The following is an 18,492-nucleotide window of genomic DNA, read 5'->3' on the forward strand; positions in this document are numbered from 1 at the left end:
ACCTTGTTGGTGTCATTGTTTATACTAAGCCTCGACTTTTACACCCCGCCAGAAAGCAACATAACCCTCAATTTGTTTTGCTTTCTCTTTAGTAGTGGGATAGTACCACGCTGCATCTTTGTTAACTTGTCCATCAACTTCAACGCTGTAGTAGCTAGCAACACCTTTCCAAGGACAAGTGGTGTGGGTGTCACTCTCTTTGAAATACTGTTGATTAATCGATTCAGGGGGGAAGTAATGGTTGCCTTCCACAACAACAGTATTATCACTTTCAGCTAGAACAGCACCATTCCAAATTGCTTTTGGCATAACTAAAGAACGCAAATAAACTTTACATATATAATTATGCTTTTTGTTGTCGGTGTCTGGGAAATGGGGGTAAAATCAGCGAACAGTTATCAGTAAACAGTGAATATAACTGATAACTGACCACTAATCACTGTGAAAGGGTGGGATTTTAGGCGAATGAAATCTATCAAACTCGTCTTAAATCAAGTACATTTCTAGCAAGATTGGTATTGAAATCAGCTTTGTCTACTGAATTGGAACATCTCGACCCCAAAAGATACGGTTTAGCACTGCATACCACAACTCCTGAATTAGGTTTGGCAATTAGTAACTTTGCTGGAGATGCACGTTTTGGTGTCTGGAATTTAGAACGTGAATTATCCAGTCTCATGCATCAACACTTAATACAATTTATTCAACCCCAAAATTGGGGAGACTTGGCTTTTATTGCCGTAGCTAGAGGACCGGGTGGTTTTACTGGAACTCGTATTGGAGTAGTTGCTGCTAGGACTTTGGGACAACAGTTAAATATTCCTGTATTTGCCATCTCCACATTGGCGGCGGTAGCTTTCTCACAAGCAAGCACACGTGTGATTGCTGTCCAAATGCCAGCACAAAGGGGTCAAATTTTTGCTGCTATTTATCAACCTGCACTAGATGGTTTGGGATTAAAAGCCTTATTGCCAGATACTGTATTGACACCAGAGGCGTGGCAGAAAAAGTTAGAAACCTGGAATAGCGATGTTCAGCTGGTTGAAGCCACATCACAATTAGCTGCAACAGTAACAAGTATTTTGCAGCTAGCGTATTTAGACTGGCAAGCAGGAAAGCGCCTTCATTGGTCACAAGCGCTTCCTTTTTATGGTCAGCATCCTGTTGAGGTGTAGGTAAAGTTAAGATTAGTTATTGCGATCGCTCAAAAATACTCTCACAACAGAGAGCATCAGTACATCGCTCGCAAAAGTAGATTTTCTACTTTACAGGAAAAGATAAAGAAGAAATACAAGAAAGTCTTCCAATTTCTTGAGTTCTTTATCCTTCACCTTTTCCCAATTCTGCAAGCAATTTATTCTTTTCGCGCGTCCCCTGTTCTGTAATTGAGACAAATGATATTGGATGGCTGAAATTACCCTCTATTTTTAATCAACATCACTTGTACTATTTGTGTGGCGATATCACTGGAGATGCCCAAAGCTTGATATAAATCATTCAAAAAGTCTCGTTCTTCCTGAGAAACAACTCCATCAGCTAATACTAAATCTGTTGCTACTGCAAAAGCCGCTTCCCGCAAATCATCTGGTAAAGACTCCTTTGCAGCGTTAAACAAAACATCAATACCCTCACGCCTCAGAATCCCTAGAAGTTTGTCAAACATTCTGATAATGACATCATTGGAATAACTTCTGAAAAGTCTCATTCGAGACAGGGTAGATGAGATAGCACGCGCCTCCTCTTCAGAAAGATAACCGTCTGAGGCTATTGCAGCCAGAGTAATAGCGGCAAATGCTTCTGCTGGACTGAATGCGTCTTGAACTTGGCTTTGTGTGCCGAACATTTTGTCGAATAAACCCATTGTTGTTTGCTCCTTTGCTCTGGTCTCAAGCTCAGTATATTTACTGCTAAGCTTTCAGTATCTTGGTAGCTATTGAGACTTGTTGAGACTCTTGACCTTAGTGTTCCCAGGATTTTTGTCTAGCGAACACAACACTCAATGGTTTTCGACAATTGGTTAAATTTTTAGCTTGTAGTTAGCGAAACTGCCTGGGGGAGATTTGGCGATCGCCTGTTTTTTCGATTGTTTCAATTACTGCCAAACCAATACCAGAAACTGTAATTAGCAGAGCTACTGATATCAAAAAGGCATTTACAAGTATGTGGAGGGCTTCGTCGAAGAAAATGTAGGTGGTCATAGCTTTGCTCTCTTTAACTCTGTTGTGCTAGTACTATTTGTTTCTTCACACCTTGATGGTTGATTTTCGGTCTTTAAAGTACCAGCATATGCATCTTAACAAAACTTTAGGTCTTTAGCGAGATGCCTAACTATTTTTCTTTTGAAAGATTTGAATAATTTTTGCCAATCTTTTATTAAGACATATAGTTAACAGTAAGTAGATGTAAAAAATATATTCAACAAATTTACCTAAATTTTTCTTGTAATCATTTGTTGAACCAAGAATCTCCCCTCCCAAATTTAACAACGAAGTTCACAATACTCTGTTGCACAAATATTTTCACGCCACCCTAACCCTAAGCAAGATCGGGGAGGGAACTAAATCTTGGGAGATTGAGGGCAGTTTTTAGGATTAATACAACAGACACCATCAACAAAGTTCACACTGAAAAACTAAATTTCTCTTTCCCCACACCCGTCTTTAAGCTAGACATTGATTAACAGTTGCTACCACCGATTGAGAAAGTGCTGGCAAATCGTAACCACCTTCTAACCCAAATAAAATCCGCCGAGTTATACCCAAACAGTAGTTAGTAAATATACCGTAATCTTGAGGTTGGAGATTAATCATTGCTAGTGGATCAGCAGCATTGGCATCATAGCCAGCACTAACTATCAATAAATCTGGTTGAAAGTCTGACAGAAAGGGTACAACCTTTTTGGCAAAAATAGGTTCATATATTCCAATATCATTACCTGGTGGTATGGGTATATTGAGAACATTATTATGAAAACCCCTTTCTGTAGCTTTACCAGTACCTGGATAGCAGGGATACTGATGCAGCGAACAATAGGCAATTTGGGGGTTCATCTCCACAATTGCTTGGGTTCCATTTCCATGATGCACATCCCAATCTAAGATGGCGACGCGGTTAGTATCTGGTTGTTCTAGGGCGTAGAAAGCAGCGATCGCCGCATTCGCAAATAAGCAAAACCCCATCCCGTAATCTCTTTCAGCATGGTGTCCTGGTGGACGTGCTAAAACAAAAGCAGGTTCACCAGTTTCGATGACAATATCTACGCCATCCAACCAAGCACTCACTGCCAGTAATGCTACATCGTAACTGCGGGGAGAAACAGCTGTGTCTGTATCCAAATAACCACCGCCACCAGAGGCTAATTCTTGGACTGTTTTGATATAACTTGGGCTGTGTGCCTCTTCCATTAACGATATTAAAGGACGCTTTGCCACTGGCGTAGGCGATCGCCATTCAATTTGCGAAGCAAACGGCGCAGATTTCAAGGCGCTAGTTATAGCACTCAACCGTTCTGGTTTTTCAGGATGGAGATAGCCAGTTTTGTGATCGAGAAATTCATCAGAGTAGATTACTGTAAACATAGCCCAAGCAAGATTGGCAACGGGATACTGATTGAAATTGTATCCTCCCTATTCTTTTGTAAAACCAATGATTTCGTCACTTGGTTCATCAAGCATTTCTGGCACAACTGCTTGGTTACTCTTGAGTTCGTCTGGTGGTAACTCCCGCAAAACATCATCCATTTTAGGAGGATGTTTGATTTTGTCAAGCACCTCTGGACTCAGTTGTGTTTCATCGCCTCCTGAACTTGATGTTTTTGCTTGTCCAGGAATATCTGCCTTACTCTTGGGATTAATTTTTTTATCATCCATCAGTTTTTACCCAAATCTTACATGCCAAGCATCTTAGTCTGTGCTGGGATGATATCTACACTATCTTGAGTCTTAAGTTAGCTTTACAAAAAAGGGAATAGGCAATAGGTGTAATATCCCCTGAAAGTAAACTCACCCCAGCGGCGCCACAAGGAACCGGATTTATTGTTTCCCCCGTTTCGGGGGGATTAAGGGGGGTTAATTCAGTCTGATCTTAGTCAGTTGATAGTCTTTAGATTCATATGTCCTCTTTAGCCTTCTTTGTTTTGGAGGTTTTTGGTTTTTCTGGAAACTCACCACTTTCTTTAGCTTGTCTGATACCAATTTCAATCAAAAAAGCTGCCAGGTTAGCTGTTGGCCTGCCTTGTATATCTGCCAACACCTCTAAATCTTCAAATACTGAGTCCGGGAGAGTTACTGTAAATCGTTTGCTCACGTCATCACTCATCATCACTTTCGCATCCTATAGTAAGCCCAAAGATTCGCAAAGACAGAATAAACATCTGAAAATATGCTAAAAAGATTGCAATAAAATGCAGATTCAGTTATAATATGAAAAAGTTGCAGTGTTATGGCTGTAACAAAAGAAAAAGCGATCGCTCTTGTGGCGTTAACCAGAAAAGCGATCGCTTTTTCAAACGCCCCCAGTGCTGGGAACACTGGGGACTTCCCAACCAACAGACAGGCCTGTAGGAGGGCATTAATATTATGTCAGTAAGCAGCAAAGAAGTGTTTGTTCCAGAAGTAATAGACTTAAAAGCTAGTGAGGATAAAACTTCTGGAAGAATACATAAGCATATGTTAGCAAGAGCAAAAATGCTTACAAGTTTGCTTCACCTACAGATATCACTGATGTCAGAAAATGCTGAGTTCTATTAACTAGACTTAGCATACGTTTCTTGCACAGTGAAGTTTTGTGGTAGTCAATTACTTGCTACCACTTTCTTGTCCTGTTTCAATCTCTCATATCCACATATGAAGTAATTCTTGCTATGTATTTGCTAGTTGTTGAACAGTCAAACAATTTTAGATTTTAGATTTTGGATTGACTCTAGGGATAAATCGGCTTTCTTGTAACATCAAAAAATCATTGGTCAAAATTTTAAGCACAACATCCCGCCCTCAAATAAATTTGGGGCTAATAGCTTAAGTCTACTAAAGTAGACTAATTTTGATCATTGAGTCATCCTAAGATAACTTTGTACTATCAGCTTTTAGATCTTAATCCTTAACTATTTTTGAGAATGGGATAAAATTCTCACGGGGAATTACACCCCCAACGAGGAATGAAAATCTCTTGCCCAATCCCCAGTCCCTTTTTCAAGATATTCATCATGGTTTTTATTAGTTTATTTTTCTAACTGTTTTTTGATTCTTTCTCGCAGGTGTTTGTTGACTAGTCGCTTATTGCTACCTTCAGCATGAACTGCAAATCCTTTCTCCCAAAATATCCGGTGCAATTCTGCTGGCTTCCAACCCTCGGCTTCTGCTAACTCTAAAGCTTCTTGATAAAGGGCTTCTGGTACAGAAAAATCTATTCTGATCATTCTAGGTGCGTTAGTCCCTGGCATGGTTACTTGAATTTGAACACTCTCTGTTTCCATAAATTTAAACCCCCTAGTAGTCCTTTTTAACAAGAATTTTATACTATCAGGGACTACTAAGGGGTTACTATGGGGCAGGTACTCACTTTTTGGGTAGAATTATAGTTAGTACCTCCGGTGCTAGCACACCGGGGGACTTCCCAACCAACAGATACAGCCTGTAGGAGGGCATTAACATTATGTTAGTAAGCAGCAATAAAGTGTTTGTTCCAGAAGTAAGGGACTTAAAAGCTAGTAACTACAAAGCGACTGGAAGAATGCGTAAGCATATGTTGGCAAAAGCAAAAATGCTTACAGATTTGCTTCACCTTCAAATTTTTTTAACTTCAGAAAATGTTGAGTCTGGTTAGTAGAACTCAACATACGTTTCTTGCACAGTGAACCGTTCTGTGGTAGTAAGTAATTGACTACCACTTTTTTGTGTTTTTTAAATCCCTAATAGGGGTTTGTTTAGAAAAAATTTCCATGCTTTAAGTTTCTTTTTAAACACACCAGTTAGCAGAAGTTTACGCAAAGGATCGCAGAGTATTAAGCAGAATTACTTCGTTTTGTGTTTTGATAAAATTGGTATTTTCCTTTTATTTAGTGGTAAAAAATGTCTGTTAGAATTGAATCTTGGGTGTTATGTTTTAATCTCTAAGAGACTAATTATAAAGTAAATATTAAGTAGGGTGTGTTATGGCTTTAGCCTAACACACCGCCAATAACATGGTGCGTTAGGCACTCAAATCATATTTTGCATAAAAAATGATATTAAAATACGCGCCTAACACACCCTACAGTGATTTTATTTTTACTTTATATGGGATTGTTCATGGTTTTAAGTTAGTACTTTTTCAATCCCTAATAGGGATTTATTTAAGTTGCAACAAAGGAGCATTTAGAAACAGCGATCGCATTATCTCGTTTCAATCCCTAATAGGGATTTATTTAAGTTGCAACCCTAGTCAGTGTGGTGGCTGACCAAGGCAATGGTGTTTCAATCCCTAATAGGGATTTATTTAAGTTGCAACCTCGTTTGTCAACCCCCTCCACAGGCCTTTTCCACACGTTTCAATCCCTAATAGGGATTTATTTAAGTTGCAACAAAACACAATTTGCCTTCACTACAATACTTCTGGTTTCAATCCCTAATAGGGATTTATTTAAGTTGCAACTAGTGGTTTGGTCGCAATCTAGCTTTCCTGAAGATTTGTTTCAATCCCTAATAGGGATTTATTTAAGTTGCAACGAGATTTGTATCACCTACCGCCCGCCCATAAATAGTGGTTTCAATCCCTAATAGGGATTTATTTAAGTTGCAACTTTGAGCGGTCGCAAAAGCGCAAGGGTCACAGCCTACCTGGTTTCAATCCCTAATAGGGATTTATTTAAGTTGCAACCTGGTATCTCAGCATGGATTCAGGATTCAGCGCTGTTTCAATCCCTAATAGGGATTTATTTAAGTTGCAACATGTGAGCAGGTCGAACTCATGGAACAAGTACTGTTTCAATCCCTAATAGGGATTTATTTAAGTTGCAACTTAAGCATTATGTAGTTGGCGATCGCGCCCTACTAGAAGAGTTTCAATCCCTAATAGGGATTTATTTAAGTTGCAACTTCAGATTTGAAGCCTGAACACGCTAAAGATGCTGTTTCAATCCCTAATAGGGATTTATTTAAGTTGCAACGTTTTGGTGCTATGCGTACTCAATTTAGAGAAGCATTGTTTCAATCCCTAATAGGGATTTATTTAAGTTGCAACAATTGGGATACAAGAAGCAATACAAGAAACTCCTGTTTCAATCCCTAATAGGGATTTATTTAAGTTGCAACTACAATGCAGAGCGTCACTTTTATGCACGTAGTTTCAATCCCTAATAGGGATTTATTTAAGTTGCAACTAATTGGTTAGTTCGTATACGTATGTGTTTATTAAGTTTCAATCCCTAATAGGGATTTATTTAAGTTGCAACTTTACGACGCCACTACCAAACAACGATACAGGGCGTTTCAATCCCTAATAGGGATTTATTTAAGTTGCAACTTTGCATCCTGACAGCGATAGCTTTGCTAGCCGTTTCAATCCTTAATAGGGATTTATTTAAGTTGCAACTTTATCGGGCGATCGCTCCTCCTTTAAAAAAGCGCTGTTTCAATCCCTAATAGGGATTTATTTAAGTTGCAACTTATTAGCTGAGTATCCTTCCTTAGTAAATAGGGGTTTCAATCCCTAATAGGGATTTATTTAAGTTGCAACGGAGTGTCAATGTCGTCAAATTCCATCTGTATCTGTCGTTTCAATCCCTAATAGGGATTTATTTAAGTTGCAACCCTATTGAAGTCAGGCATTTTGATAGCCGCGTTGTTTCAATCCCTAATAGGGATTTATTTAAGTTGCAACGCCCTCGGTCTGATTGCTGCCCCAGCTTCTACGACGTTTCAATCCCTAATAGGGATTTATTTAAGTTGCAACCAAAGTAGAAGGCAAAGTCCTGACCAAAAGGCGAGTTTCAATCCCTAATAGGGATTTATTTAAGTTGCAACAGGATTAATTAAATGTTGTTGACACCCATAATTAGTTTCAATCCCTAATAGGGATTTATTTAAGTTGCAACCCCATTGTATTTGTGAAATACAATTTTTACGGGTTTCAATCCCTAATAGGGATTTATTTAAGTTGCAACTCTGTGGCAAAGAAGTTAAGAAAAGCCTCAGTACTAGGTTTCAATCCCTAATAGGGATTTATTTAAGTTGCAACGTGACGCTTCCAGAGGGTTCCATCGTCTTTGGTATAGTTTCAATCCCTAATAGGGATTTATTTAAGTTGCAACGCATAAGTGGTTTACCGTTTTTGTCTAATACTGGGTTTCAATCCCTAATAGGGATTTATTTAAGTTGCAACAAGAGTGATCGCAACGGTAGTGGAATATCTAGGGGCGCTTTGTTTCAATCCCTAATAGGGATTTATTTAAGTTGCAACGATTACTGCGTGTTGCCTATAATCAAAGCCTAGTTGTTTCAATCCCTAATAGGGATTTATTTAAGTTGCAACGAGTTTAAGCTGAGAGACGAAAACGTTAGCTGTTCTGTTTCAATCCCTAATAGGGATTTATTTAAGTTGCAACAAATAAACCACACTCACATGAGAACCGCTTACCAAGTTTCAATCCCTAATAGGGATTTATTTAAGTTGCAACTGCGTAAGCATCAGAGTCGGGAGTATGTCACGCGGGGTTTCAATCCCTAATAGGGATTTATTTAAGTTGCAACGTGTTGCCGCAGATCCAATGCGAACATGAACCGCGTTTCAATCCCTAATAGGGATTTATTTAAGTTGCAACTTGATGCAGCATTGATAACCTCATCTTTGACAAAAGTCCCCGTTTCAATCCCTAATAGGGATTTATTTAAGTTGCAACTCACCTCAGTTACCGCTTCACTAAAGCTCATAACGTTTCAATCCCTAATAGGGATTTATTTAAGTTGCAACGAGACTCGTTTTGGAGCAGTCTCTTGAGACTTTAGGGTTTCAATCCCTAATAGGGATTTATTTAAGTTGCAACGCACTGGGCGCGGTCAAGCAGTTAATTGGCGCTGTTTCAATCCCTAATAGGGATTTATTTAAGTTGTAACCTGTCCAGCCTCCTATGGCTTCTGGGTCTAAATAAGCGTCGGGTTTCAATCCCTAATAGGGATTTATTTAAGTTGCAACCAACTGCTGAGAGAAACAAAGGAAGTGAGAGTTTGTTTCAATCCCTAATAGGGATTTATTTAAGTTGCAACTTTATTCGGACTTAAAAGGATTAATCCTTCAAAAAATCAATGTTTCAATCCCTAATAGGGATTTATTTAAGTTGCAACTTTTTAGGTAATCTCGGAACAATAGCGGAGAAAGATTGGTTTCAATCCCTAATAGGGATTTATTTAAGTTGCAACTCCAAATTCAGCTAACCAAACGCGCAAAAGAGGAGTTTCAATCCCTAATAGGGATTTATTTAAGTTGCAACGAGTAATCAAGTTTTTGACCTAGCAAAGATTACCAAGTTTCAATCCCTAATAGGGATTTATTTAAGTTGCAACTGGGTGTCATCGAACCCTCATTGGGGATGCTCCAAGGTTTCAATCCCTAATAGGGATTTATTTAAGTTGCAACCTATCATCCTGGTTATCTGTCACCAGGTTAAGGACTGTTTCAATCCCTAATAGGGATTTATTTAAGTTGCAACGCTAGCCGACTGCTGGATGACAGCCCTGCTCATGCTGTTTCAATCCCTAATAGGGATTTATTTAAGTTGCAACTTATTAACTTTATTGTCTCGCCCCTAGATGCCCTTGTTTCAATCCCTAATAGTGATTTATTTAAGTTGCAACTTCACTGTAGTTTCAGACTTCTAAACGAGTTGTTATCGTTTCAATCCCTAATAGGGATTTATTTAAGTTGCAACTCATGTTCACTTGCTGATTCAGTACACGCCTCAAACTGGTTTCAATCCCTAATAGGGATTTATTTAAGTTGCAACCTTACAATTTCGCAGGTAATAGAGCCGAAATCGTTTCAATCCCTAATAGGGATTTATTTAAGTTGCAACGCAATGGATTAAAAGATTATTCCGACGAAGAAAACGAGTTTCAATCCCTAATAGGGATTTATTTAAGTTGCAACTCAACCGATAATCTTAGTCTTGTTGGATTGCCAGTTTCAATCCCTAATAGGGATTTATTTAAGTTGCAACCAATCATCATCACAAGTGACCACGAAATTAACAGGTTTCAATCCCTAATAGGGATTTATTTAAGTTGCAACCCTACGTTCATCTACCAGCCAAAAGTATAACCGCCTGTTTCAATCCCTAATAGGGATTTATTTAAGTTGCAACCATTTAAAACATTTGACGAAACAATAGATTTAATCAGTTTCAATCCCTAATAGGGATTTATTTAAGTTGCAACAATTGAATCGCATTCTCAATCAATAGCCAAATCAGTGTTTCAATCCCTAATAGGGATTTATTTAAGTTGCAACCAACCCAACTGTTGTAAACGATTGCACCACTTTTGAACGTTTCAATCCCTAATAGGGATTTATTTAAGTTGCAACCTCAGTAATCCTGGTATCAGCTCTAGTTTGAGCATTATCGTTTCAATCCCTAATAGGGATTTATTTAAGTTGCAACTTGCGATCGCTCCTTTCATAGACTCGCTGACTAAGTTTCAATCCCTAATAGGGATTTATTTAAGTTGCAACGTCATTTAGTTTAGCATTAGATACGGTATAGACCCGTTTCAATCCCTAATAGGGATTTATTTAAGTTGCAACCTCCAGTCACTAGTGAATTCTCAATTAGCCAAGGGTATTGTTTCAATCCCTAATAGGGATTTATTTAAGTTGCAACTCAATGATAAAGGGAAAGAAAAACCCTACGGAGTTTCAATCCCTAATAGGGATTTATTTAAGTTGCAACTATCACTCGTAGGTTCAAATCTGTGTCTATACCTGTTTCAATCCCTAATAGGGATTTATTTAAGTTGCAACTCAGGGTATTTGGAGGAACAGGACAACAAGGTGATATGTTTCAATCCCTAATAGGGATTTATTTAAGTTGCAACATTGTCTACTCTCGCATACTAATCTGGGGGCCGTTGTTTCAATCCCTAATAGGGATTTATTTAAGTTGCAACATGTGGAACTGAAATTGGTGCTCTGCCATCTCTCCACGTTTCAATCCCTAATAGGGATTTATTTAAGTTGCAACTATTATCAAAAATAAAAAATACATGGCGTTGCATAATAGCGGTATGAATTGAGGTCAATTAATCATGGAATGTCCACGCTGTGGATCTTGTCATAACCGTAAGAATGGAAAGAAAAGAGGTAAACAGAATCACATTTGCTGTGATTGTGGTCGTCAATTCATTGATGTCTATAAACCACCCAGGGGCTACTCGGATGAAATCAAACAAGAATGCCTAAAAATGTACGTCAATGGTATGGGATTTCGTGGAATTGAAAGGGTGAAAAACGTTCATCATACTACCATTATTCATTGGGTTAAACGAGTGGGTACACAATTGGCGGATACACCAAATTCAAAGGAAATTCCGCAGGTGGGAGAACTAGATGAATTAGAAACATTTATTGGTTCAAAAAAAATAAAATCTGGTTGTGGACGGCGGTAAATCACTTTACTCAAGGTATTCTTGCTTGGGTTTTAGGTGATCGTAGTTCGACTACTTTCCAACAGTTATGGAACATTGTCCAGTGTTGGCAGAGTTATTTTTACGTCACAGATGGATACCCTGTTTACCCTTGTTTTGTTCCTGATGGTGACCAAATTGTGAGTAAGACCTACATGACACGAGTCGAAAATGAAAACACAAGGCTTAGACATTATTTGGCTCGTCTTCATCGTAAAACTTTATGTTATTCCAAAACCGAGGAAATGCTGAGATACTCTGTTCGATTGTTATTGCACTACCTCAAATATCGTTCTGTTCCCTTACCTGCCTAAAACATACCTTTATTCAGCAACGCCCATCTCAGTAACTCAAAAACTTTTTCTGGTTCCTGTTGACGTAAACTATTCAAAATTAAGTACCATTACAAAATTAATTACGCATTCTTCAAGCTATTCCCCGTTCTTTGACCTCCCCTAAATTTATTTATGGGGATTCCCTTGTGCTTTCTGCCTTCCTCTTACCACAAAGTTTAGGAAATGTCTAAAAAATAGAAAAACTCTTATATAAGAAGTTAATAAGCACAAATCTACTTGCAGCTGTGGTTAGCAGTGGTATCATTCGGGTATTACAAAAAGTAAAGGGCAATTTTATTATGACCAAAGCACCTGTTGCTCCCGTGGTGCTAGTCATTTTAGACGGATGGGGCTACTGCGAGGAGACAAAAGGAAATGCTATTGCCGCTGCTAAGACTCCGGTAATGGATAGCTTATGGGCAGCATATCCGCATACCCTTATCCGCACATCAGGAAAAGCGGTAGGGTTGCCAGAGGGTCAAATGGGTAACTCTGAAGTTGGTCACTTGAACATTGGCGCTGGTAGGGTTGTACCCCAAGAGTTGGTACGCATTTCTGATGCAGTAGAAGATGGTTCCATCCTCAAAAACTCAGCACTTATCAGCATTTGTGAAGAAGTCCGAAGTCGCAATGGTAAATTGCACATCATCGGGCTTTGTTCTGAGGGTGGTGTACACTCGCACATTAGCCATCTGTTTGGACTACTTGACTTAGCAAAAAGTCAGGAAATATCAGACATTTGCATCCATGCAATCACAGATGGTCGCGATACCACCCCTACAGACGGTGTTAACTCCATCGCACTGCTCCAAGACTACATTGACCGAATCGGAGTCGGACGCATAGTGACCCTCAGTGGTCGCTACTATGCAATGGATCGCGATCGCCGTTGGGATCGGGTTCAACGTGCCTATGATGTGATGACAAAAGACAGCTCTGGCAATGGGCATTCTGCGGTAGAAGTTCTGCAAGCATCCTACGCAGAAGGTGTGACAGACGAGTTTATAGTTCCAGTCAGAATAGCACCTGGAGCCATAGAACCAGGAGATGGGGTCATATTTTTCAACTTCCGTCCTGATCGCGCCAGACAACTCACCCAAGCTTTCGTTAGTCCAGAATTTAATGGTTTTGAAAGAAAGCTGATCACGCCACTATCCTTTGCTACCTTTACACAGTACGACCCTGAATTACCAGTAAAGGTTGCCTTTGAACCGCAAAATTTAAGTAATATTCTCGGAGAAGTAATTTCTCAGCATGATCTCAAACAGTTTCGTACCGCCGAAACTGAAAAATACGCCCACGTTACCTACTTCTTCAATGGTGGGCTAGAAGAACCCTTCCCGGGAGAAGACAGAGAACTAGTTAATAGTCCTATGGTTGCTACCTACGACAAAGCTCCGATGATGTCGGCCCAAGCAGTTACAGATGTGGCAACAGCAGCTATTGAAAAGGGTATTTATTCCTTAGTTGTAATTAACTATGCTAATCCAGACATGGTAGGACACACTGGTCAGATCCCAGCTACAGTAGAAGCCATTGAAGCTGTAGATCAGTGTTTAGGTCGCCTGCTGAACAGCATCAGTAAAGCTGGAGGTACAGCAATTATTACTGCTGATCACGGCAACGCTGAACACATGATAGATGAGAATGGCAACCCCTGGACGGCTCATACTACTAACCCAGTCCCTCTAATTCTTGTCGAAGGAGAACAGGCGAAAATCCCTGGTCATGGCGGCAATGTTACCTTGCGTAATGATGGCAAACTAGCTGACATCGCTCCTACGATTTTGCAGATTTTACAGCTGCCTCAACCACCAGAAATGACCGGGCGATCGCTTGTGCAATCAACAGAGTACGATGTGGAACTTTCTCGCACACCCGTGCAAGTGGGGCTGTAAAAAGTTAATAATAGTGAATTATGAATGAGAATTTCATACAATTCATAATTCATAATTCATAATTCATAATTCACAAACATTTTCTACTATGACCGTTTATAACGTTGTACAAGGTATCTGGGTTTTTTCTGCAATAGCTTTAATAGTCCTAGTGTTGTTGCATAGCCCCAAAGGTGATGGTATTGGAGCCATTGGTGGACAAGCCCAATTATTTAGCAGCACTAAAAGTGCAGAAAAAACATTAAACCAAGTGACTTGGGCTTTAACAGTTATTTTTCTTGGTTTATCTGTGGTTTTGAGCGCCGGTTGGCTCCCTAAATAGAAGTGTGGGGAGTGGGGGAAGTGTGAGAAGTGGTGAGGAAGACAAGAGAGACAAGGGAGACAAGGAGGACAAGGAAGACGAGGGGGATAAAAAATTCAAAATTCACGCATTAAGATTTTTTGACTTGTTTGCCTCAATGCTCATTGACAATTGACCATCAACAACCAACAACCAACTACTAACATTTCAATAAGTTTAGTTTGGCGACGTTTACTAGCATTTACTGGATTAGCTGTAATCACGGGACTGCTCGTTATCCTAACTAACATGCAGTCCTTTGCTATTTCCCCCTCATCTCCCTCCACTCCCCACCTCCCTAACTCCCTACCTCTTCCCCAACCCCATCTTCTACCCCCCACACTGACACGGTGGCAAGATACAACTAATAGCGGTGACTACTTTTCTCAAGTTACACCAACGCCAGTAGGCTATTTAGTTTGGTCAGAATTTCCAGTTAAGGTATATATAGAAACACCGCAAACAATAGCTCCAAAGCAAGCCCAAGCATGGGTTAATAGTGTCTTACAGGCTGTACACGAGTGGAATGCTTATTTACCTTTACAGGTTGTCGAGAAACGAGAAGTAGCTGATATTACTGTTATACGAAAAAACCCACCACTACAAAAGTTGCCTAATAGCAATATTCCTCGGGCGCGTTCCGCACAAACTACTTACGATTTCTACAGTAATAAAAATATTTTATACCATCGCGTTACTATCCTGCTCAGTCCTAGCCAAACAGGACAATACCTATTAGCTGCTGCTCGCCACGAACTAGGTCATGCTTTAGGAATATGGGGACATAGTCAGTTACAGAGTGATGCTTTATACTTTTCCCAAGTTCGTAATCCCCCACCAATTTCTGCTAGAGATGTAAATACACTGAAGCGAGTTTACGAACAACCAACTAGTTTGGGATGGACTTTACAGACTAGAGCAAGTTCAAAGAGCTTTAGAAGTTTGCTAAAATCTAAAATCCAAAATGGTTTACCTTATAGTTAGCCCACTAACTAAATTTAAAATTTCTTCAAGTGTATCCCACTCAGATGAAATCTGCTGTATATTATCCGTTGAGTTCAGTCATTGGTAATGGGTAATTGGTATAGCTGGTTATTTTTTTACTATGCCAAAAATTACCATAGATTTTTAACCTATGGCTAATAGCATGAATTTCTCTTAAGAACTATACGCTCCTACTCACCAACAATATTATTTATCTTCATTTTTAAACACTTGTCGAGAAGCCCACTGAAGTAAACCAGGAAATAAACGATAAACTGCCTGTGATAAATTAGCAGAACCAACAAATACTTCAGACTTGTGATTTTTAACAGCATCCCAAATTGCATTTGCTACATCTTCAGGTTTCTCGATCACTGGATTTTGGAAAAGATTTTCAATCTGTTGGCGACGCTTTTGCATATCTTGCTCATCTTTTCCCCGAAAAATAGCCCGTTCTAAGAAACTACTTTTAATCAAATTTGGATATATGCCACAAACAGAAATTCCTTTTGGTTTTAATTCTGCATGTAGCGATTCTGTTAAGCCAGTGACTGCAAACTTAGTTGTACAATATGGTACTAAATAAGGATTAGGTACTTTACCACCGATAGAACTCACATTCACAATAGTTCCTTTTCCTCGGTGCAGAAAATGAGGTAAAAGTTCATTGATTGTGTGAATATAACCCCACAAATTTGTATCGATAACTTTGTGCCAATCTTCTAAAGAAAATTGCTCTATCGGCCCTTCCACAAATATACCTGCATTATTTATCAGCACATCAATGTAACTATAATGCTCTAATGCTTTTCCTACTAGTGTTTTTACTTGAGATGGATCTGTCACATCACACGTAACTATTAGTGGTGCTATGCCACTATTACTTTGGATTTGCTGTGCTGTAGTCTCTAATCTGTCAGTATGACGAGCTGTAAGTACGAGGTTATATCCTTTAGTAGCAAATAATAAAGCTGTTGCTTTACCAATGCCTTCAGAACCGCCTGTAATCAGTGCTGTAGGAGTCATATCTTAAATCTAGAACAAACTATTCACTGTTTTTTAGTTTGGTTAAAATTTTCGATAAAAACTTCTGACTTCTGTTAGATTTTGTTAGCAAATTTAGAGTTAGTATGATGCTTTTACTCAATTATATCTCTACTTCAATGATTATATTGTTTTATTTAACTACTTTATTAACGATAAAAAACTCTATATAATAACGTATTTATAAAAAATCTTTGTGAGTAACATAACTATCTTAAATCTATAAAATATCATTCTTTAGAATTGTTTCCAGTTTTACACTATAGATAGATAGCACTAAGTTAATGGGTAAATACTATGAAAAGGTAATTATTTATCAAGGAAAATTAACAATGGGACCTTATCCTACTGACGCAACTGAAAAAGCATACAACGGTAGCGATCGCAATGCAGTTAAATTTGGCTTTACTCCACAATCGGAATTGTGGCAAGGACGTCTAGCAATGATCGGTTTTGTTGCATATCTGCTTTGGGATTTAAAAGGTTATAGCGTTCTACGTGACTTACTCCAACTCAATCAGTAGAGTTTATTCTGCAACTATTTGTCTTGGCTTATTGTAAATGTTGTGCTAGCCAAGGCAACTAGTTAAATTTTATATGTTATGTACTGGATTAAAATTTATGCAGTCAGAACAGTTTTCTCATGAACTTATTGATAGCGTTATCGGACTTTCTCTTGCTACTTTCATTATAAGTGTATGGACAGCTAGTTTAATCTTCTTATTTACAGTAAACATTTCAGAAATAAATATTCTAACGTTATTGCTTGCTACCTTCTTCCAAACTTTTCTCTTTACAGGATTATTTATCACTGCCCATGACGCTATGCATGGAGTAGCATTTACTCGCAATCTCAAAATCAATCACGTTGTTGGGACAATATCTTTATTTTTTTATGGTTTTTTATCTTACAAAACACTATTGAAAAAGCATTGGATGCATCACAACCATCCTGCAAGTGAACTAGACCCCGATTTCCACGATGGTGAGCATAAAAATTTCTTTGCCTGGTATTTTTATTTTATGAAAAATTACTGGAGTTGGGAACAAATTATCATTTGGATAATTGCTTATAACGGAATTCGTTATATATTTCATATTCCAATAGCTAATCTCACTTTATTTTGGGCATTACCTTCGCTGTTGAGTTCATTACAGTTATTTTATTTTGGTACATTTCTGACTCATCGCGAACCTCCAAGAGGTTATAGTAAGCCTCACTACGCTGAAACTATCTCACTACCAATTTGGTTATCTTTTATTACTTGTTATCACTTTGGCTACCATCGAGAACATCACGAATATCCTCATTTGGCTTGGTGGCAACTACCTGGAATTTATAAACTCAGACAGTCATCCAATTTTAGATTTTAGATTTTGGATTGGTTCTACACATAAATCTCGGGGCTTGTACCATTAAGGAATTATCGGTCAATGTAGCAATCCTATTTGATTCGTGAGGATAGAGAGACGAGGGGGAGATTTTCACAAATCGATAGAGGAGTGCTATAGTCTATTGTTAATACATACTGCGGACTGTTGATCTCTGCTCGTTAGCTACCCTCATATTTTCTGATAGCGACGGACGCAGACAAAGATAGCCAAGGGGGCTAATTGAAGAAGGCAGCTATGCTGGAGGCAGGGGCAGAAGGAGCGATGTTCCTGGGGGATTCATACCCACCAGCAATTCGTATCCGCTAAACTTTGTTTTAGCGGGGGTCTTAAACCCAAAAGCTCGGACGGCAATAGGGCTGCTCAACCGACAACTCAACATAGATGCCTCCTGCCCTGGTGCCCTCTGCCTTCCTCGCGCAGCGAGATAACCTGTCCAATCACCAAAAAATAAAGCGTAAGCAAACAAACCAATTGTCGTTAAACTCAGACCAATACCAAAAAAGCGAGAATCTACTAGTTGCAACAAACCATCCTTCTGCCCAGCAAATTCTTGATTAGATTCGCGTAACGCCGAATAAGGTAATAAACCCAGCACCCCCGAACTCACTGTTGCTAAAGCAAAAGGCCAAAAAGGAAGCCATTGCATCCTACCATCAAAAAACAGAAGACCACAATAAATAAACAGCCAAATACCAACCAAAGAAAACAAAGATAAGATGACAGGATTTACCTCTGTCCAATTAAGCGTCAAAATATTTTTTAGCAAAGCGATCAATTTAGTAACCCATAACCCATCAGTGTACCCTGCCTTAAGCCATCCTTACAGGCGTCTACATCTGTGTTTA

Annotated in this window: 19 protein-coding genes and 1 CRISPR repeat array; of the genes, 9 read left to right on the top strand and 10 right to left on the bottom strand. The window is 39.0% G+C overall.

Annotated features, from left to right (window positions below; translation table 11 throughout):
- Positions 1–24 precede the first annotated feature (24 nt).
- Positions 25–309, bottom strand: coding sequence for a DUF427 domain-containing protein (locus RS893_RS15870; protein WP_315784973.1), 285 nt, complete (start codon positions 307–309; stop codon positions 25–27).
- A 221-nt stretch (positions 310–530) separates the two neighbouring features.
- Between RS893_RS15870 and tsaB the strand changes: the two genes are divergently transcribed.
- Positions 531–1,175, top strand: coding sequence for a tRNA (adenosine(37)-N6)-threonylcarbamoyltransferase complex dimerization subunit type 1 TsaB (gene tsaB, locus RS893_RS15875; RefSeq protein WP_315784976.1), 645 nt, complete (start codon positions 531–533; stop codon positions 1,173–1,175).
- A gap of 239 nt (positions 1,176–1,414) precedes the next feature.
- Here the strand turns inward: tsaB and RS893_RS15880 are convergent, their stop codons facing one another.
- The 6 genes from RS893_RS15880 to RS893_RS15905 all read right to left on the bottom strand — a co-directional run bounded on the left by RS893_RS15880 (position 1,415) and on the right by RS893_RS15905 (position 4,570).
- Entirely contained in the window at positions 1,415–1,861 is a 447-nt protein-coding gene (locus RS893_RS15880) for a tellurite resistance TerB family protein (protein ID WP_315784979.1), read from the bottom strand.
- Positions 1,862–2,036: 175 nt separating this feature from the next.
- Positions 2,037–2,198, bottom strand: a complete 162-nt coding sequence (locus RS893_RS15885; RefSeq protein WP_315784982.1) for a hypothetical protein — start codon at positions 2,196–2,198, stop codon at positions 2,037–2,039.
- Between the two features lie 462 nt (positions 2,199–2,660).
- Entirely contained in the window at positions 2,661–3,578 is a 918-nt protein-coding gene (locus tag RS893_RS15890; protein ID WP_315784985.1) for a histone deacetylase, read from the bottom strand.
- A 48-nt stretch (positions 3,579–3,626) separates the two neighbouring features.
- A complete protein-coding gene (locus RS893_RS15895) occupies positions 3,627–3,869 on the bottom strand; it encodes a hypothetical protein (protein WP_315784988.1) in 243 nt (80 codons plus the stop codon).
- Positions 3,870–4,107: 238 nt separating this feature from the next.
- The gene (locus RS893_RS15900) at positions 4,108–4,305 is read right to left on the bottom strand and encodes a ribbon-helix-helix domain-containing protein (protein ID WP_396336369.1); all 198 of its coding nucleotides are present in this window, start codon (positions 4,303–4,305) and stop codon (positions 4,108–4,110) included.
- A gap of 133 nt (positions 4,306–4,438) precedes the next feature.
- Entirely contained in the window at positions 4,439–4,570 is a 132-nt protein-coding gene (locus tag RS893_RS15905; RefSeq protein WP_315784994.1) for a hypothetical protein, read from the bottom strand.
- 7 nt (positions 4,571–4,577) lie between these two features.
- On the opposite strand from RS893_RS15905, the gene RS893_RS15910 reads away from it, so the two are divergent.
- Complete coding sequence (locus tag RS893_RS15910; RefSeq protein ID WP_315784997.1) at positions 4,578–4,748, top strand: hypothetical protein; 171 nt, start codon at positions 4,578–4,580, stop codon at positions 4,746–4,748.
- Positions 4,749–5,218: 470 nt separating this feature from the next.
- Here RS893_RS15910 and RS893_RS15915 read toward each other — a convergent pair whose 3' ends face one another.
- A complete protein-coding gene (locus RS893_RS15915) occupies positions 5,219–5,473 on the bottom strand; it encodes a hypothetical protein (protein ID WP_315785000.1) in 255 nt (84 codons plus the stop codon).
- A gap of 179 nt (positions 5,474–5,652) precedes the next feature.
- On the opposite strand from RS893_RS15915, the gene RS893_RS15920 reads away from it, so the two are divergent.
- The 5 genes from RS893_RS15920 (at position 5,653) to RS893_RS15940 (ending at position 15,208) form a co-directional block, all read left to right on the top strand.
- Positions 5,653–5,823, top strand: a complete 171-nt coding sequence (locus tag RS893_RS15920; protein ID WP_315785003.1) for a hypothetical protein — start codon at positions 5,653–5,655, stop codon at positions 5,821–5,823.
- A gap of 483 nt (positions 5,824–6,306) precedes the next feature.
- Positions 6,307–11,209: a CRISPR direct-repeat array (repeat unit 37 nt; unit sequence GTTTCAATCCCTAATAGGGATTTATTTAAGTTGCAAC).
- A 64-nt stretch (positions 11,210–11,273) separates the two neighbouring features.
- Positions 11,274–11,965 (top strand): IS1 family transposase gene (locus RS893_RS15925; RefSeq protein ID WP_315784082.1). Its coding sequence is split into 2 segments (ribosomal slippage): positions 11,274–11,598 and positions 11,598–11,965, totalling 693 coding nucleotides; the frame shifts between segments, so codons are not numbered across the junction.
- Positions 11,966–12,285: 320 nt separating this feature from the next.
- Positions 12,286–13,884, top strand: a complete 1,599-nt coding sequence (gpmI, locus tag RS893_RS15930) for a 2,3-bisphosphoglycerate-independent phosphoglycerate mutase (protein ID WP_315785006.1) — start codon at positions 12,286–12,288, stop codon at positions 13,882–13,884.
- Between the two features lie 88 nt (positions 13,885–13,972).
- The gene (gene secG, locus RS893_RS15935; protein ID WP_315785008.1) at positions 13,973–14,206 is read left to right on the top strand and encodes a preprotein translocase subunit SecG; all 234 of its coding nucleotides are present in this window, start codon (positions 13,973–13,975) and stop codon (positions 14,204–14,206) included.
- Between the two features lie 150 nt (positions 14,207–14,356).
- The gene (locus tag RS893_RS15940; protein ID WP_315785011.1) at positions 14,357–15,208 is read left to right on the top strand and encodes a peptidase; all 852 of its coding nucleotides are present in this window, start codon (positions 14,357–14,359) and stop codon (positions 15,206–15,208) included.
- Between the two features lie 207 nt (positions 15,209–15,415).
- Here RS893_RS15940 and RS893_RS15945 read toward each other — a convergent pair whose 3' ends face one another.
- On the bottom strand, positions 15,416–16,234 hold the full coding sequence (locus RS893_RS15945) for an SDR family oxidoreductase (RefSeq protein ID WP_315785015.1): 819 nt from the start codon (positions 16,232–16,234) through the stop codon (positions 15,416–15,418).
- A 350-nt stretch (positions 16,235–16,584) separates the two neighbouring features.
- On the opposite strand from RS893_RS15945, the gene RS893_RS15950 reads away from it, so the two are divergent.
- Positions 16,585–16,776: a high light inducible protein gene (locus tag RS893_RS15950; protein WP_315791997.1), complete on the top strand. Its 192-nt coding sequence runs from the start codon at positions 16,585–16,587 to the stop codon at positions 16,774–16,776.
- Between the two features lie 97 nt (positions 16,777–16,873).
- The gene (gene crtW, locus RS893_RS15955; protein WP_315785018.1) at positions 16,874–17,626 is read left to right on the top strand and encodes a beta-carotene ketolase CrtW; all 753 of its coding nucleotides are present in this window, start codon (positions 16,874–16,876) and stop codon (positions 17,624–17,626) included.
- A 253-nt stretch (positions 17,627–17,879) separates the two neighbouring features.
- Here crtW and RS893_RS15960 read toward each other — a convergent pair whose 3' ends face one another.
- Positions 17,880–18,398: a hypothetical protein gene (locus RS893_RS15960; protein ID WP_315785021.1), complete on the bottom strand. Its 519-nt coding sequence runs from the start codon at positions 18,396–18,398 to the stop codon at positions 17,880–17,882.
- Between the last annotated feature and the right edge of the window lie 94 nt (positions 18,399–18,492).

The organism is Fischerella sp. JS2, assembly GCF_032393985.1.
In the GTDB taxonomy this organism is placed as follows: domain Bacteria; phylum Cyanobacteriota; class Cyanobacteriia; order Cyanobacteriales; family Nostocaceae; genus Fischerella.

Bases quoted from the DNA above. Each gene is read 5' to 3' on its own strand.
- RS893_RS15870 (WP_315784973.1), bottom strand. From the start codon at position 309: ATGCCAAAAGCAATTTGGAATGGTGCTGTTCTAGCTGAAAGTGATAAT.
- RS893_RS15880 (WP_315784979.1), bottom strand. From the start codon at position 1,861: ATGGGTTTATTCGACAAAATGTTCGGCACACAAAGCCAAGTTCAAGAC.
- RS893_RS15885 (WP_315784982.1), bottom strand. From the start codon at position 2,198: ATGACCACCTACATTTTCTTCGACGAAGCCCTCCACATACTTGTAAAT.
- RS893_RS15890 (WP_315784985.1), bottom strand. From the start codon at position 3,578: ATGTTTACAGTAATCTACTCTGATGAATTTCTCGATCACAAAACTGGC.
- RS893_RS15895 (WP_315784988.1), bottom strand. From the start codon at position 3,869: ATGGATGATAAAAAAATTAATCCCAAGAGTAAGGCAGATATTCCTGGA.
- RS893_RS15905 (WP_315784994.1), bottom strand. From the start codon at position 4,570: ATGCCCTCCTACAGGCCTGTCTGTTGGTTGGGAAGTCCCCAGTGTTCC.
- RS893_RS15910 (WP_315784997.1), top strand. From the start codon at position 4,578: ATGTCAGTAAGCAGCAAAGAAGTGTTTGTTCCAGAAGTAATAGACTTA.
- RS893_RS15915 (WP_315785000.1), bottom strand. From the start codon at position 5,473: ATGGAAACAGAGAGTGTTCAAATTCAAGTAACCATGCCAGGGACTAAC.
- RS893_RS15920 (WP_315785003.1), top strand. From the start codon at position 5,653: ATGTTAGTAAGCAGCAATAAAGTGTTTGTTCCAGAAGTAAGGGACTTA.
- gpmI (WP_315785006.1), top strand. From the start codon at position 12,286: ATGACCAAAGCACCTGTTGCTCCCGTGGTGCTAGTCATTTTAGACGGA.
- secG (WP_315785008.1), top strand. From the start codon at position 13,973: ATGACCGTTTATAACGTTGTACAAGGTATCTGGGTTTTTTCTGCAATA.
- RS893_RS15945 (WP_315785015.1), bottom strand. From the start codon at position 16,234: ATGACTCCTACAGCACTGATTACAGGCGGTTCTGAAGGCATTGGTAAA.
- RS893_RS15950 (WP_315791997.1), top strand. From the start codon at position 16,585: ATGGGACCTTATCCTACTGACGCAACTGAAAAAGCATACAACGGTAGC.
- crtW (WP_315785018.1), top strand. From the start codon at position 16,874: ATGCAGTCAGAACAGTTTTCTCATGAACTTATTGATAGCGTTATCGGA.